Raw genomic sequence first — 15,900 nt, forward strand, 5'->3', positions numbered from 1 at the left:
AGCCTGATCCTATTTGATAAAAAAAGGAGATTAATAATGACGCAGATGATGAGGAAATCGCGCTTGTGGCTGCTTATCGTCGTGATGATCACGACGCAGCTGGGAATAGTGGTACCGCAAGCAAATGTCGCGGAAGCGGCTAATAACGGCTTGGCCGCAAAGCCTTATATGGGCTGGAGCAGCTACAGCTTGCAGGTGTATACAGGCAACGGACAGTGGATTACCGAAGATAACATTAAAGCGCAATCGGATGCGATGCATGAGAAGCTTCAGCCGTATGGCTACGAATATATCAACATAGACGCGGCTTGGAACGGTGGAATGGACGGGTATGGACGGCCTATTCCGAGCACGACTTTATATCCGAACGGCTTCCAAGCCGTCATCGATTATGTCCATGCGAACGGACAGAAGATCGGTCTGTACGGCATTCCGGGCTTATCGCCGCAAGCGTATGATCAGGATTTGCCGATCTATGGCGCTCCCGGCTGCTCGATGCAGGACATCGCGGCTCAGCCGATCAAGCAATCGGACTATTGGGGTCTTGGCTACAAGATTGATTTCTCGAAGCCCTGCGCTCAAAAGTATATCGATTCGATAGCTGATTTGTATGGCGAGTGGGGAATCGACTTTTTGAAGTTTGACAGCGTGACGCCTGGATCGGGCATCTCCGACCTGTCCCTTGATGCGCGGGATGACGTTAAGGCATGGTCGGAGGCGCTTGCACCGCACAATATTTGGCTGGAGCTTTCATGGGCGCTTGATATTAAGTACATCGATCATTGGAAGCAATACGCGAACGGGTGGCGCGTAGACTGGGATATCGAGTGCTACTGCGGCAGCGGCGGCTTAACGACGTGGCCGAGCATCGCTAGACTTTTCCCGAAGGCGGAGCAGTTCTGGCGCCATGCAGGTCCGGGCGGCTGGAACGATTTTGACTCGCTGAATATCGGAAATGGAGCGATGGATGGCATTACGGAGGACGAGCGTCAAACGGCGATGTCTTTCTGGGCGATTTCATCCGCACAGCTGTATATTGGCAATGACATGACCAAGCTGGACGATTACGGCACCAAGCTGTTAACGAATGAAGAGGTTATCGCCGTCAATCAGGCTGGCCGTCCAGGGCATCCTGTATCGACAGCTACCGAGCAGCAGGTGTGGTATGCCAATAATGGCGATGGCAGCTACACGGTTGGACTCTTCAACCTTGGCAGCTCGGCTGCGACCGTGAACGTCAATTGGAGCGATATCGGACTAACTGGTCCTGCGACTGTTCGCGACCTTTGGAGCCATGAGGACTTGGGTTCTTTCGATACCGGCTTCAGCTCTGTAGATTTGGCTTCGCATGGTTCGCGCTTGTTCAAGGTAGTGGCGCAGAATGGAACGGTAACGGCAAATGATGACGATACCGGCATGAAGTATACGGGTGCTTGGGCTCGAAACGGCGGGCAAGAGCTGGTTGGCGACAAACAAAATCTGGTTATTGATGTAAGCGATACCACTGCGCAAAATAGCGTGATCAGCCCAGCAGCCGCAAGCTTCGATAAGAAGACATCGGCGCAAGCTGATGTTGCGACGGTTATGACGCTGAACGGAAATACGCTGAATAGTATTTCGAGCAATGGAACAACGCTAGTTGCAGGTACGGACTACACCGTATCGGGTAATGAAGTGACGATTAAGAAGGAATATTTGGCGGCAAAACCAGTTGGCATCACGAATCTAACGTTTACCTTCAGCGGCGGAGCTTCGCAGACGCTTGCCGTCACCATAAGCGATACAACGATAAGGGATAGCCGTGTGACTCCTGCAACGGTTAGCTTTGATAAGAAACCATCAGCTCAGAATGACGTTGCGCTGACGCTTTCGCTAAACGGAAATGACTTGCTGGGCGCTGAGCAGGATGGTAACGCTTTGGCGGCGGGGACAGACTACACCGTCTCAGGCGATCAGCTTACCATTAAGAAATCGTATCTTGCGGCGCTTCCGACAGGTACGACGGCTATGGCCTTCTCCTTTAGCGGAGGTTCGGAGCAAAAGGTATCTCTAGTTGTAAGGGATACGTCCATTGGCGGCTCATACTCGATTAACGACGACCATGCTTCCATCGCATATACGGGAGGCTGGAACCGCAGCTATAACCGTGGTCTAGGCGATTATATGGATGATGTCCATTATGCGGAGGCCAACAACAATGATTTCTTTGAATATGCGTTTACGGGCACGGGGATTGAATTTATTACAGAGCTTGATCCGTCTCAGGGTGAAATGGACATCTATGTGGACAATCAGTTCCAGCAAACCGTGAGCACCTATAACATCGGCAGAATGGCGCAGCAGCCTGTGTTCAACATCACGGGACTTGCGGATGGCCCTCACACGCTTAAAGCGGTGAAGAAATCCGGGTATTTTATGCTGCTGGATAAATTAAGAATCAGCGTACCGGATCTGATTAGCGCAAGCACGGCAGCATTTGATAAAGCTGACGGACAACAGGCGGATATTGCGATCACAACTACGGGCGAAGGCAGCAGCTTGAGCAGCATCACAAGCGGCGCGGCAGCCTTGGTTTTGGATACGGATTATACGGTGGCAGGCAACGTGGTAACGATCAAGAAGGAATATGTGGCAGCGCAGCCGCTCGGAACAACCAGCCTGACCTTCGCCTTTAATGGCGGAGCGGCTCAGACGTTATCGATTGCGGTTAATGATTCATCGGCAACGAACAGCGCAATAAATCCAGCCACAGGCAGCTTTGATAAAAAAGCGGACTTGCAGGCAGATGTCACAACGACGATGTCGCTTAATGGGAACGCGCTGGTTGGCATTTCTAATGGCTCAGCAACCTTAGTGCCAGGCAGCGATTACACGCTTTCAAATGATGAGGTTACGATTACGAAGGCGTATCTGGCAACTTTGCCAGTGGGAACAGCGAATTTGAGCTTTATTTTTGACCAAGGAATGGCACAGGCGTTATCGATTGCGGTTAGCGATACGACAGGCCAGAACAGCACGATCAGCCCAAGCGCGTTAAGCTTTGACAAAAAAGCAGCTGCACAGGCCGATGTTACGACTAATATCACGCTAAACGGCAACAGCCTGATCGGCATTACTGATGCGTCGGAGGCTCTGCAAGCTGGCGTTGACTACCAAGTATCGGGCAGTCAGCTTACGATTAAGAAGGAATACCTTGCGGCTAAGCCAAATGGCATGACGAATCTAACATTGTCCTTTAGCGGCGGAGCAGATCGGATTCTGGCAATTGCGATTAGCGACACAGCAAGAGGCCGCTATGTATCGATTAACGATGACGACAGCGAAATTTCCTATAAGGGCGCATGGCAGCACAGCAGAAACAGGGGATTTGGCAACTATAAGGACGATGTGCATTTCACGGAAGCGAACAACGATTATTTTGAGTTTACGTTCAAGGGAACAGGCTTGGCGTTCATTACGGAAAAGGATTCCTCGCAGGGGGATATCGACATCTACGTGGATGGCGTGTTTAAGCAAACGGTCAGTGCGTACCATCCAAGCAGGCAAGTTAAGCAAACGCTGTTCAGCATTGAAGGGCTTGCTGAGGGAGCGCATACGATTAAGGGCGTTAAGAAATCAGGCTACTACTTGCTGCTGGATCAATTGAAATTCAAAATAGCGGATATGATCAGTCCGGATTCAGCAAGCTTTGACAAGACGGCGCAGGCCGATGTGACGACCACGCTAAGCATTGACGGCAGCAATCTGCTTGGCATTATGAATGGCAATGCGGCTCTTGCGGCGGACGTCGATTACACGATTTCGGGCAACGTAATCACGATTAAGAAAGAGTACCTGTCTGCACAGCCGGACGGATCGGTCAGCTTGGCTATTTCCTATAAAGGCGATTTCCAAAATGACATCCATGCCACGGAGACGAATGGGGATGATGTAGAATTCTCATTCACGGGAACGGGCGTCACGCTCCTTGCGCCGAAGTCGGCTGCTCAAGGCGACATCGATATCTATGTCGACAACGTATTTAAGGAAACGGTAAGCGCAAATAACGCGAGCAGGCTGACACAGCAGGCGGTATACAGCATTGCCGGATTGGCAAACGGACCGCATACGATTAAGGCTGTGAAAAAATCAGGCGATTATATGGTAGTGGATGGCGTGAGCTTCAGCGTGAACGCGGCGACAGTGCCATCGGCAACGCCACCGACGGCAACGCCGACACCAACACCAACGCCGGTAACGACACCTGAATCAACACCGGTGTCGACACCAGTATCAACACCGGTCACAACACCGGCATCAACGCCAACAGCGACACCAACGGCTGTGCCGACCGCAAAGCCGGAACTGCTTGATATCGCCTACATGAACGGCTATGAAGACGGTACCTTCAGACCGGATGTGAAAATGACCCGCGCTGAGATCGCGGCAATCTTGTCGAGAATCGTTACGCGCGAAGCAGCGGGGAAGGACGTCACCTACAGCGACGTTCATTCAACCGATTGGGCGAATGAAGCTATTTTGAAAGTGACCAAAATGGGCTTGATGAAGGGTTACGAAGACGGTACGTTCGGCGCGGGAAAACAAATTACGCGGGCTGAGATGGCTAAGCTTGTTTCGTCGCTGATAGGCGACACGCAGAAAGCAGGAGCAGGCTTTAAGGACATTGCGGGCCATTGGGCAAATGCCGATATTCTGAAAGCGCAGGCTGCCGGAATCATCAATGGCTATCAGGACGGAACCTTTAAGCCGAACCATCCGCTGACAAGGGCCGAAGCATCGGTCATGATCAACAAATTGCTCGGCAGAGACAAACCAAGCGGCTCGGTGCAGTCTCCTTGGAAGGATGTGCCAAGCACGCACTGGGCATTCGGAGATATTTTAGCAGCATCGGTTAAATAGCAGATAGAGCCCTCCTAACTCCATAGGAGGGCTCTATTTAGGAGGATTAAAGATGAGCATGATTGATCAGTCAGCCAGCAGCTATGTAAATCTGCGCAGAGGGTTGCCTAACCTGAGTAAAAGGCTGCGCCATAACGAACCTATTGTCGTTGCTTTTCTTGGAGGCTCCATTACCGAGGGCTACGGAGCGTCCGATCCCGATAAGGCGAGCTGGCGCGCGTTGACGGAAAGCTATTTGAGAGAACGATTTTCGGAAGATAGGGTGACTTGTGTGAATGCGGGGGTTGGGGGCACAAATTCCACCTTCGGCGTTCATCGTTTGAGAGAGCATGCGCTGCCAAACAGCGAGATTGATCTATTATTCGTTGAATTCAGCGTCAATGATGGCGAGGATCGCGAAGAATCGATTAGAGGCATGGAAGGGATTGTACGGCAATGCTGGCGGCTATCGCCGGAGGCGGATATTTGTTTTCTCTATACAGCGGCAGAGAAGAATTTGACGGCTAGAATGCCCTTTAACATAGCCGTACATGAGGAAGTTGCAGCCCATTATCATATACCATCGGTTAACTTCGCAGCGAGCATCTATGATTTGATAGGGGAGGGGCAGGCGCGCTGGGAGGAGCTTGCACCAGATCTTGTACATCCGAACGATGCGGGATATGCGCGGTATGCGCAGGCTGTGCGGCACTTTTTGGAGTATGCTTTTATTAATGATGCAGGCCATGAGGAGGGTTGGGAAAATCCAGCTTTGCCGTCGCCTTTGGACGACAAAAGCTATGAACATGCCGTGATGCTGGATTTTTATCAAGGTGTTCAGCAAGGAGGCTTTATGCTGATGAAGGAGGCGCCGGAGCCGCTCATTAACTGGCGATATCAAGGCGAGCATCTGTATGCGGATAGAAAGGGTGCTTCTTTTTCTTTTGCCGTTAGTGGACGGAGTGCCGGGCTTTTGCTATTGTGCGGCCCTGATACAGGCATTTTTGAATATTCATTAGATGGATTAACCTTTAATGAGGTTCAATTGTTTGATGAATGGTGCTTGGGAGCGTTCAGGCCCGTCATTGCGATGTTTCCTCTCTCGCCACATGGGCAAACGCTTCAGATCACTGTCCGAAATACGGATCGGAAAGATGAACGCAGCACGGGGACGGGGCTGCGGATTTTGAAGGTGCTTAGCAACGCATAGCCGTGTACATAGGGAGTGCAATGGATAAAGCTTTAGGCAAGAAGACGGATGTTTAGGCATGCCCTAAACGTTCGTCTTTTTGTTATGGCCGCTCTAACCGCAAATAACCCCGTTAAGGTTCATTAGACGAGGTTTGTAAGGGTTTTCCTTATTATTGCTCCTTATTATGGTTTTTGAACAAATGGTAAAGGAGGCGTATAGTGGGTATTAGTGAAAATGGGTCGGAAATGGACGAACAAGGCACAGGGGGTTACCTTGCATGGAATCATGGAAACGTACGATGTGGATCTTATGGTTCGGCGTTTTGTTTTGCAGCTCAAGCTATACGATGTCTGTTCCCTTCCTGCCGTTGTTCCTCTTTGATTTGGGGGTAAAGGAAAGCTCCGTAAATTTATGGGCCGGAATCGTGCATTCCTCGGCGTTTCTCGTCGGCGCCGTGATGGCTCCCTTATGGGGCTTGCTCGCGGACAAATACGGAAAGCGTAAGATGGTCATCCGAGCAGGACTCAGTCTAGCGGTTATTTATTCATTAATCGCCTTCGTGCAGACGCCTTGGCAGCTTGTGGGCGTACGAATGCTGCATGGCTTTGTCGGCGGATTCGTTCCGGCGTCCATGTCGATCGTGGCATCGGTCGCGCCCAAGGAGAAGCTGGGCTGGAGCCTTGGGGTGATGCAAGCGGGGACGATGACGGGCGGCATTCTCGGCCCCCTGTTCGGGGGACTGCTGGCAGAAGCGTTTGGCCTGCGCCGGTCGTTCGTTGCAGCAGCTATCATCATTCTGGCAGCGACAGTTGCGGTCGTTTTATGGGTAAGAGAAGGAAAAGCAGAGGCGCCGGCAGGTGCTTCAGCAGAGAAGAAGCAGGCGAAGCCAGTCACTTACCGGATGGCGTTTCGCAACCGCGGGCTGATGAGCATGCTGCTGCTGCTCGTTCTCTTCCAGCTTTCAGTCAATATGATTCAGCCGCTGCTCACGCTGCACATTGCTAAATTGCAGGGCGGATTGCAAGGCGCTGTGCTGTCGGCGGGTTTTGTTCTTTCGCTGATTGGAATCGCCGGTATTCTCGCATCCCCGGTTTGGGGGAGGCTTGGCGAGCGGAAAGGGTACTACCGGATTCTCGTCATATGTTTGATTACTGCAGGAATGGTTATCAGTATGCAGTACTTCGTTCAGGATTTATGGCTATTCGCAGTCGTGCAATTTATTTTCGGCTTGTTCATGGCGGGCATCGGACCAATTGTAAATACGCTTGTCGTCCAAAGCACGGATGAGCAGTTTAGAGGCAGATCGTTTGGGCTTACGACGAGCGCGAATCAGTTCGGCTCCATGCTTGGGCCGCTTATCGGCGGCTTGCTCGGACTAGCTGTCGGCATTCATTGGATTTTTGTCGCCACGGGCATGATGATGGCTGCCGCTGGGGTGAGCGTATGGATAAAGCGGCGGAGCGAGCTGGGGCAAGCGCGTATTTCATCGAGCCGATAAATAAAAATCGAAATAGGCTGATCTCACCCCTAGGGAGAGATCAGCCTATTTCTGTGTTTAGAGGACGTTAGGACCAATAACCTCGCCACTGAAATGAATCTCATTGACAGTAGGGCTATTAAAATTAGTAATGATGCTAGGCGCGCCATCCATACTAACGTTAAAGCCCGAGGCTGCGCCTGCTGCTCCCGTCAAAAAATAATTCGTGCTAGGGCCTGTCGCTCCTGTATCGGTGATTTCAAAGGTCGTCGTAAAAACCCCATTAACCAGCATGGTACCGCTGCCCTCCAGATTGATTTGAGTGACGCTTCCAGTGTCACTAACTGTACCTACCCGTACACCCACTAATGGCGCATCGCGGAAAATGCTAAAGCGCATAGCCTGACTGGCGATCGAGAGTTCAGGGGCAGCCAGGCTTACAAAGCTGAAGCTCCATACGATGGTCGCTCTTAGCACGACCCGACTGCTGGCACTGACGCTGCTTAAAGTAACAAATGGATTGCTAATTTGTACTTCTGGGCCAATTGTAGCGGGCGCTATCGGCTGAGTAAGCGTGGTGATTGCTGGGCCTCCAGCGACCATAGGATCAGGAATTTCAACGAATTGATACGATGTCAGCAGCCTGGATCCCGATGGGCCAGGCAGCCCTTGCGTTCCGGGAAGGCCTTGTGGCCCGGGAGGTCCTGCAAGCCCTCGTTTTCCCTGATGGGCGATAATATTCATTTTTGGCTTGCGGCGGATTCTAGTAATGTTCCATTTTTTATTGCAGCCTTTTGAGCATTTTCTTTTTCTTTTTTTGAATCGATAACGGATGGGACAATCCAATGAGTACACCTCCTGCGTTAGCTGTCTTATCATATGTTTTTCATTAAAGGCTGTGATAGACAATGAACTAGTTTTATAGACTGGAATCTAGAAAAGCTAATAAAAAAAGGCACCTTCATAGAAGGCGCCCTTTTGAGATATGCGGCTCATTTTATTTATTCAAAATCCAGCAGCTATTTTTTCGCTTTCGCTACCTCAAGCGTGCCGGAGGCTAAAGTCCCTTTATGCAAAACGGCAGTACGTTCTGGCAGGCGGGCAACCGTTTCTGCCGAGCAGCTTGCCGGAACGAGCACGGCGGTTGCCGCGTCGCCGACCTTTGGCCAAGTTTGCTTGCCTGCTTCATCTAATGGCATAACGCCGCCAGTAGCTAAGGCGAGTGCACGGGACAGGTTGTACTCGCTTGACCAGCCGTACAGCTGAGCGGCGAGATGTGCCTTTTGCAGCGTGTCGCCGATGCCAAATGGCGACCAGTGATCCGTAATGCTGTCGTTGCCGAGCAGCACGTTCACTTTTTGCTTTTGAAGCAGCGGAATCGGCATAACGCTCTTGCCAATCGGCACGGATGATGCGATGGAGATGCCGAGCGAGGCGAGTCGGTCAGCCATTTCTACGTCGGCGCCTGCCGTTAATGAAGCGAGCGAGAAGGCGTGACTGACGGTAACCTTGCCTTGAAGGCCAGCTTCCTCCGTGAGATCAGCCAATCTGCGGATTGCTTTGATGCCCGTTTCGCCGCCCTCGTGAAGGTGAATATCGATGCCCGCTTTGTAGTCCACCGCAATTTGCACCATCGTATTCAGCGATTTTTCCATATCGACGTCTACGAGCGTGGGGTCAAGTCCGCCAACATGCGTCACGCCAAGCTGCATCGCTTCGCGAATTAGTCCCTCTACGTTGGAGCGAAGCAGGCCATGCTGCGGAAATGCGACGATTTCATGCGTGATTTTATCCGAGTAGTTAGCCAAGGCGAGCTTTAGCTTCTCCAGATTTTTGAGGCCGACGGTTTGGTCGATATTGCAGTGGCTTCGCACATAGGTGGAGCCGTAGCCAAGGATGAGCTCAATGAGCTTCTCAGCTCTTGCTTGAGCGGTTGGCAGCAGCTGCGGAAGCAGCGTTTGTTCCTCGACAATACGGTCGAAAATACCGTTTTTCGTCGGTCGGACCGCACGCCACGGGCCGCCGTAAAAGGTTTTGTCCAAATGAATATGCATATCTCGAAACGAAGGCAGAAGCAGCATGTTTTTGGCGTCATAGCAGTCAATGCCCTTTGGATATGCCGCTTTCGGCTCGAGTATTTTGGTAATGGTGCCTTTATCGATTTGAAGGTTGCGAAGGACGGTTTCAGTTGCTACGACCTGCCCGTTCTCGTATTTATATCCGCTTTCGAGCCGAACGTTTAGCAGCATGTAGGAGTTGTTTTTGCCTGGCTTTTTCGTTTTGTGGTCGTCCTTTTTTGCGCTGTCCGCGTTAGCCTGCTCAGGCGAGAAGAGGCCCATGGAGCCCATGACGCCAAGAACGGCTGAAGCGCCGCCTATTTTGCTAACATTACCTATAAATTCTCTGCGGGATAAGCCGTTTTTTTGTTGATCCATATAAAACTCCTCCTCTAATCTCTTATTTTACTAGCCCATTTGGCGATAGGAAAGCTTGCTTCAAACAAGACGACGAGCGGTATCAAAACAATGAATGCTGAAATAAAGTCGGGCGGCGTCAGTATGGTAGATGCGGTAACTAAAATCACATAAGCAAACCTTCTGCTTTTTCGCAGCCGCTCAGGAGTGACAAGACCGATTCTGGCTAGAAAAATCAGCACGATCGGATACTCGAATACAAGGGACAACGGCAGTACGATTCGCATCAGAAACTGGATGTATTGTGCTGCGCCATACGTTTCCACAAGACCCATGGACTGTGTGACGGAGGAGGCGAATTGCACGGCCATCGGAAAGACGACAAACCAGCTGAAGGCCAGCCCGATTAGAAAAAGGAGCAGCGCGAACGGAATGAGCCAAGGGACCGATTTGCGCTCCTGCTGGGTCAAAGCTGGTTTTACGAACAGCCATACCTGCAGCAGGGCAAAAGGGACCGACGCCCCAATGCCGATCGCAACTCCAGTCTGCACGTATAATTGCAGGGCGTCAAAAGGGGAGAAGGCGTTCCACAAAATCGGCTGATCAGGCGAATACGACTGCTGCAAATACGCTAACACCGGACGAACGAGCGCAATGCCGCCGCATAGACAAACGGCGAATTGGATGAGCACATAAATGATTCTTTTGCGGAGCTCCGTTAAATGATCCATTAGGGTTGGTTGTGCAAGCATCGGGTTCGCCTCCTAACCGTGCGCAGCGGAATCGATACCGCGCTTCTTAGCGCTATGCCTAATTTCCGCTGTCATCCAGCCTACTTCGATTTGCTTGCCGATTTCGACCAACTTCTCAATATCGCGGAAGGAATATTTGCGAGTGCCTCCCACGGTTCGTTTTGGCGTAATAAGCTTGCGATTTTCATAATAACGAATCCGTCTCTCCGACAATCCGGTAAGCTCGCTTACCGTTCCGATATTCATGACCTGCTTATCCATAAACGACATGATGACAGCTCCTTTTGCCCCTATTTTGGCGTTACAAAAGCCACTCCCTTCACCACTATGGAATATAAACTCACGCAAACTGGATGTGTACCTAATGATAATTACGGAGAGTTGTGCTGTCATTAGATGATGAACCTAACAATTTGAGACGTAATTAGACGGATCGTACAACAGCTAGTTTGCTTCTAATAAAAGGAAATTAGTCCACGGAAAAACTGTGTCATATTATATGACATACTTCGAGACAGCCGCCGGGGCATCTGCTATTGTGGAAGCAAAGCTAGCCGATTTACACAATTGAGAATGAGGTGATGATTCATGCTGCAAAGTATTGGATTACCGGGATTGATCATGATTTTAGTCGTCATTTTAATCGTATTTGGACCATCCAAGCTGCCCGAGCTCGGAAGAGCGGTCGGACGGACGCTTCATGAGTTTAAGAGCTCCGCCCGCGAGCTGGTAGCCGAGAGTAAGGATGAGCAGGAAACAAAGGGTAGCGCATAAGCGAGCAGAAGCGGCGGCAGCCGTGTGTTTGATTTGGGCTGGCTTGTATGGTCTGGCATGACCATATGGGCTGGCCTTTTGTTTAGTAAAAAATACGGTCAAGCGCACAATTGAAAATATTGGAATACACTCATTTCTATTTGTCCAAAAGTCTGTTATTCTACTGAGGAATCGAATTTTGGACTAAGGAGTGAGCCGTTATTAAGCCGGTTACTGTATATGATATTGCGAGGGAAGCCAACGTCTCAGTAGCCACTGTGTCGCGCGTAATCAACAACACGGCTCCGGTAAAAAAGTCGACGAGAGATCGCGTAATGGAGCTGATTACGAAACACCAATTTCAACCGAACGCGCTTGCCAGGAGCCTGTTCAAGAAGGAAACGGGCATGATTGGCGTCATCTTGCCTGACATTACCAATCCGTTTTTCCCTGAGGTGCTGGCCGGGCTTGACCAGGAGGCGCGCAGCAAAGGGTATACGTTTTTTCTGTGCGATACCGTTTCGACAAATGGCGATTCGGAAGAGCAGTATGTGCGCGAGTCGCAATATTTAAGCATTTTGATGGAAAAGCAGGTAGATGGCATCGTCATGATCGGCGGCCGCATTAACCTGGCAAAGCCAAGCAAGGAGTTGGTTAGCGAGGTTGTCGAAGCGAGCAAGCGCGTGCCGCTGCTGCTCATAAACGGCAATATTCCGGGCGAGGGGTTGACTCGTGTTTATGCGGATGAGCGAGAGGGCGCGGAGCTGGCAACACAGCATTTGATTGATTTAGGCCATCGCGATATCGCTTTTGTCGGCGGGTATAAGCATATGTCCAATACGATGCAGCGCGTAAATGGGTTTGTGAAGACGATGGAGAAAAACGGCCTGCCCACACGCAAGGAATGGATACGCAACGGCGGTTTTTCTGTCGACAGCGGCAAAGCGTTCATGAACCAGCTGATGGAGCTGGCCGAGCGGCCGAGCGCTATTTTTTGCGCCAACGACCTAGTTGCGATTGGTGTGATGAAGGCAGCCCACAAAGCGGGGTTAAGTGTGCCGCAGGATCTGTCGCTAGTAGGTTTTGACGATATTCCATACGCCTCCAACAGCATACCGGAGCTGACTACGATTTCTTTAAAATGTTATGACGTTGGACGGAATGCAGCCGAGCTGCTCCACCAGATGATCACGAAAAACAAGGTAAACAAGAGCACGAAGCTAAGGCCTGAGCTGATTGTAAGAGAGTCTACGGCCGCGCCGCGCAAGATGAACGAACACTAAAAGTTCGTTTAAAAATAATGATTGACAACGCTTACATTTGTGAATAAAATCAAGATGTCAAACGATAACGGCGTGTCACCGCTATAAATGTAACCCGTTACATAACCATTGAGCACCAATATACAAACGAGTCATACCACAATACACATCAGCGTACCGTGCAGGAATTCAGTTCTGTTTTATATCGGTCATGGAGTGTATTTATTTTTTTCTAAAAATGTAACGGGTTTCATGAAACGGGTTACATTATTTGTGCTTATCAACTATTTTGTTGGAGGTTATGACATGGTCATGGAAATTGGAGCTAGGTCGGCTGTGCGGTTTGATGCGGATGCCGTAAGGATTCATGAAACCCCGCAAATTTTGTTATGCGCCTCGTTGTTTTATTTCCGAATTCCAAGAGCGCTATGGAAGGAGCGGATGGAGCAGCTCCAGGCATTCGGCTACAACAGCATCGATGTTTATTTTCCTTGGAACTATCATGAAATGGCCGAAGGGGAATGGGATTTTAGCGGAGAACGTGATGCGGGTGCATTTCTGGAAACGGCGGCGGAGGTAGGCTTATACGTCGTCGCAAGACCAGGCCCGTACATTTGCTCGGAATGGGATGGAGGCGCGCTGCCAGCGTATCTGCTGACCAAAGGGCTGAAGCTCCGAGACAATGACGCTGGCTTCTTGCGTTATGTATCAAAATGGTTTGACCGGATTTTGCCTTTGCTGAAGGCGTATCAAGCGGGAGAGGGCGGGACGGTAATCGGCGTCCAGCTGGATAATGAGCTTGATTTCTATGATTGCCATGATCCAAAAGGATATATAACGGCGCTTCGCGATATGGCGCTTCAACACGGCATTACGGTTCCGCTCTTTGCCTGCGCAGGCCAAGGCGGCTTGCAGCAAGCGTCTGGGCTAGTGGAAAAGGTCGTTCCAACCTGCAATTTCTATCCGGACAACCGCGAGGCCGAATTTGAGCAGAAGGTGCTTCACTATAGCGACGCTTTGGCAGAGCTAGCGTACCCGCTGCTCGTAACCGAGACGAATCGGGCGCATTATCTGCTGCGCAGATTGCTCTCTTGCGGCGCTAAGCTGCTTGGTCCTTATCTGCAAGTATCGGGTACCGATTTTGGCTTTACGAATGCGACGAACAACTGGGGCAAGCCGCTCGCATTCATGACCTCGGATTATGATTTTGGCGGGATGATCTCACCCGAAGGGCATATCCGTGAAGAAGCCTATGAAGGCAGGCTGCTGAGCAGGTTAATTGCCGCTTATGGCGCACCGCTAGCACAAGCAGCTCCGCTGGGAGAAGCGTCATCTGACACTTGGACGATTGCCGGAGACAACGAGCGGGTTGTCGGTCCTTACGCCCTGCAGCTGGCTGGCGGCGGAAGCCTTCTATTCGTTACGAACTTGGATGACCGGGATAAAGAGATAACAATCGAGAAAGCCGGCGAGACCGACGCATCGGCGACTGCGGGAAGCAGCTTCACCATTAACGCAGGACGGTCGCTGGCGCTTCCCTTCGGCATTCCGCTTACGCTTTGGGGGTTGGAAGGCGTGCTTGAAAGCTCCACCGCGGAGCTATATATGGCGGAAACGACGAGCAGCGGAGTAAGTCTAGCCTTCCATACCGAAGGTAGCGGCGAAATCAGCCTTAAGCTTCAAGCACCGCTTGAGGTCGTGCCGGAGAATGCGTCAGCCGAATCATCGGAGGACCGGCTTGCGATAACTTTTGATGGAAAAGAAGATAGCTTCTGCTTGATCACCACGAATGATGGACGAGAGCTGAAGCTTTTTATAACCGATAGAAAGAAAGCGCTTTATTTCGAGGGGGTAGACGGTAATGGCGTCACTCAGTTTGGAGAGCTGGAGCGTTACTCAGATAGCCCTGAGGAGGCTGCGACCGATTGGCGCCTGAGCGTCTTCGATGCAGCAGCGCCATTATCCGCAGCGGATGAGGGTGCGCAGCTGACCACAGCGAAGGCGGATTACTTAGAGCAGCACGGCATTTACCGCGGATATGCTTGGTACGAGGCGGCTGTTCAGTCGACGCAAGGCAAGGCGCCGAAGGGAGTGCTGATCCGGCAGGGCAGCGATGTCATATCGCTATACGCAGGAGGGGAGTATGCCGGAACCGTTACGCCGGGCGGGGGCAGCGCCTATCTCCCTCTGAGCAGCAATAGGCAAGACGGCAGGCTGCTTGCCAGAGTGGAGATTTGGGGGCATTCAAACTTTGACGATGCGAGGCTTCCCGGTCTTCGGCTGCACGCGATGAAAGGAATCAAAGGACTGGCGGCGATAACGGAGACGCGTGATCTTAGCCGCAATTGGAGCGTCTATCGGGCAGCGGATCGGACCTTGCGTACGGAGCTGATTGATAATTCTGATAGCAGTCTGTGGCCCATCGTCAATTTTGGCGGCTGGCTGTCGCCGGATCACCCGGCATTCGAATATTACCGCAAAGCGTTCGTTGCCTCCGAAGGAGCGAACTCATGGACGCTGCAGTTCAAGGGCATTCAGTCGCTGGCGCGGCTGTTCGTGGACGGCAAGGAGGTTGGCGCGGTCCATCCGTTTGATCCATTCGTCGATATCTCTGAGCATGTAACGGCTGGAGAAACGGTGACGATTACGGTCTATGTCGAGAGAGTGCTTGGCTTGCCGTCTGGACAGGTGCATTTGTACGAGGGCGTTGAGGCTGCCGGATGGTCGGTCAGCGCGGCTGAGGAGGCGGAGCTGCATGAGCATGCAGAGAGTGCAAGGGTACGCGAGGCAAGCCAGACGTTTCCTATCTACCTAGAGCCCGGCGAAACCGCATGGCTATATGCTTCTACAGTCAATTCGGAGGCGGGAGCAGGCTGGCGGGCGAAGGTTGCCGGGTCGGGCGTTAAGCTGACCGTCTTGCTGGAGGGACGGATCGTTGGGCGGCTTTGGCTGCCAAGCGGCGAGAACCGGCCGGTTTTCTCGGGCGGGAGCCCCGATTCCTTTTATTTGCCGGGTGCTTGGTATGAGGCGGGTAAGGGAAAAGTGGCGATTTTGTTAGAGGCGGTTGACCGGGGGAAGCAGGGACGCTTGGAATCGATTCAATTCATATCCGTCTAGCACAGGACTACGAGGGGGAATTAGGATGGACACGACCGCGACTACAACCGAGAGG

10 protein-coding genes are annotated in these 15,900 nt (G+C 51.6%); 6 read left to right on the plus strand and 4 right to left on the minus strand.

Translation table 11 applies throughout. The features are described 5' to 3' along the window. Positions 1 to 36: 36 nt before the first annotated feature. The 3 genes from ADU23_RS12355 to ADU23_RS12365 all read left to right on the plus strand — a co-directional run bounded on the left by ADU23_RS12355 (position 37) and on the right by ADU23_RS12365 (position 7,568). Complete coding sequence (locus tag ADU23_RS12355) at positions 37 to 4,899, plus strand: X2-like carbohydrate binding domain-containing protein (RefSeq protein WP_053374015.1); 4,863 nt, start codon at positions 37 to 39, stop codon at positions 4,897 to 4,899. 52 nt (positions 4,900 to 4,951) lie between these two features. Next, complete coding sequence (locus ADU23_RS12360; protein WP_053374016.1) at positions 4,952 to 6,088, plus strand: SGNH/GDSL hydrolase family protein; 1,137 nt, start codon at positions 4,952 to 4,954, stop codon at positions 6,086 to 6,088. A gap of 259 nt (positions 6,089 to 6,347) precedes the next feature. Then, entirely contained in the window at positions 6,348 to 7,568 is a 1,221-nt protein-coding gene (locus tag ADU23_RS12365) for an MFS transporter (protein ID WP_053374017.1), read from the plus strand. A gap of 57 nt (positions 7,569 to 7,625) precedes the next feature. Here ADU23_RS12365 and ADU23_RS12370 read toward each other — a convergent pair whose 3' ends face one another. From ADU23_RS12370 to ADU23_RS12385, 4 genes are all read right to left on the minus strand, one after another. Continuing rightward, the gene (locus ADU23_RS12370; RefSeq protein WP_053374018.1) at positions 7,626 to 8,393 is read right to left on the minus strand and encodes a hypothetical protein; all 768 of its coding nucleotides are present in this window, start codon (positions 8,391 to 8,393) and stop codon (positions 7,626 to 7,628) included. Positions 8,394 to 8,566: 173 nt separating this feature from the next. Continuing rightward, positions 8,567 to 9,796, minus strand: a complete 1,230-nt coding sequence (locus ADU23_RS12375) for an amidohydrolase family protein (RefSeq protein ID WP_231637595.1) — start codon at positions 9,794 to 9,796, stop codon at positions 8,567 to 8,569. 200 nt (positions 9,797 to 9,996) lie between these two features. Beyond that, on the minus strand, positions 9,997 to 10,713 hold the full coding sequence (gene tatC, locus ADU23_RS12380; protein WP_053374020.1) for a twin-arginine translocase subunit TatC: 717 nt from the start codon (positions 10,711 to 10,713) through the stop codon (positions 9,997 to 9,999). 12 nt (positions 10,714 to 10,725) lie between these two features. Continuing rightward, positions 10,726 to 10,983, minus strand: a complete 258-nt coding sequence (locus tag ADU23_RS12385) for a MerR family transcriptional regulator (RefSeq protein WP_053374021.1) — start codon at positions 10,981 to 10,983, stop codon at positions 10,726 to 10,728. Between the two features lie 318 nt (positions 10,984 to 11,301). On the opposite strand from ADU23_RS12385, the gene ADU23_RS12390 reads away from it, so the two are divergent. The 3 genes from ADU23_RS12390 (at position 11,302) to ADU23_RS12400 (ending at position 15,845) form a co-directional block, all read left to right on the plus strand. Further along, a complete protein-coding gene (locus ADU23_RS12390) occupies positions 11,302 to 11,487 on the plus strand; it encodes a twin-arginine translocase TatA/TatE family subunit (protein WP_053374022.1) in 186 nt (61 codons plus the stop codon). Between the two features lie 200 nt (positions 11,488 to 11,687). After that, positions 11,688 to 12,749, plus strand: a complete 1,062-nt coding sequence (locus ADU23_RS12395) for a LacI family DNA-binding transcriptional regulator (protein WP_053374023.1) — start codon at positions 11,688 to 11,690, stop codon at positions 12,747 to 12,749. A 285-nt stretch (positions 12,750 to 13,034) separates the two neighbouring features. Next, positions 13,035 to 15,845: a beta-galactosidase gene (locus ADU23_RS12400; protein WP_053374024.1), complete on the plus strand. Its 2,811-nt coding sequence runs from the start codon at positions 13,035 to 13,037 to the stop codon at positions 15,843 to 15,845. The last annotated feature ends 55 nt before the right edge of the window (positions 15,846 to 15,900 follow it).

Source organism: Paenibacillus sp. FJAT-27812 (assembly GCF_001273905.1).
Taxonomy (GTDB): Bacteria; Bacillota; Bacilli; order Paenibacillales; family Paenibacillaceae; genus Pristimantibacillus.

Coding starts and splice junctions, on each gene's coding strand:
- ADU23_RS12400 (WP_053374024.1), top strand. CDS start 13,035: ATGGTCATGGAAATTGGAGCTAGGTCGGCTGTGCGGTTTGATGCGGAT.
- ADU23_RS12385 (WP_053374021.1), bottom strand. CDS start 10,983: ATGTCGTTTATGGATAAGCAGGTCATGAATATCGGAACGGTAAGCGAG.
- tatC (WP_053374020.1), bottom strand. CDS start 10,713: ATGCTTGCACAACCAACCCTAATGGATCATTTAACGGAGCTCCGCAAA.
- ADU23_RS12360 (WP_053374016.1), top strand. CDS start 4,952: ATGAGCATGATTGATCAGTCAGCCAGCAGCTATGTAAATCTGCGCAGA.
- ADU23_RS12390 (WP_053374022.1), top strand. CDS start 11,302: ATGCTGCAAAGTATTGGATTACCGGGATTGATCATGATTTTAGTCGTC.
- ADU23_RS12365 (WP_053374017.1), top strand. CDS start 6,348: ATGGAATCATGGAAACGTACGATGTGGATCTTATGGTTCGGCGTTTTG.
- ADU23_RS12375 (WP_231637595.1), bottom strand. CDS start 9,796: ATGCTGCTAAACGTTCGGCTCGAAAGCGGATATAAATACGAGAACGGG.
- ADU23_RS12355 (WP_053374015.1), top strand. CDS start 37: ATGACGCAGATGATGAGGAAATCGCGCTTGTGGCTGCTTATCGTCGTG.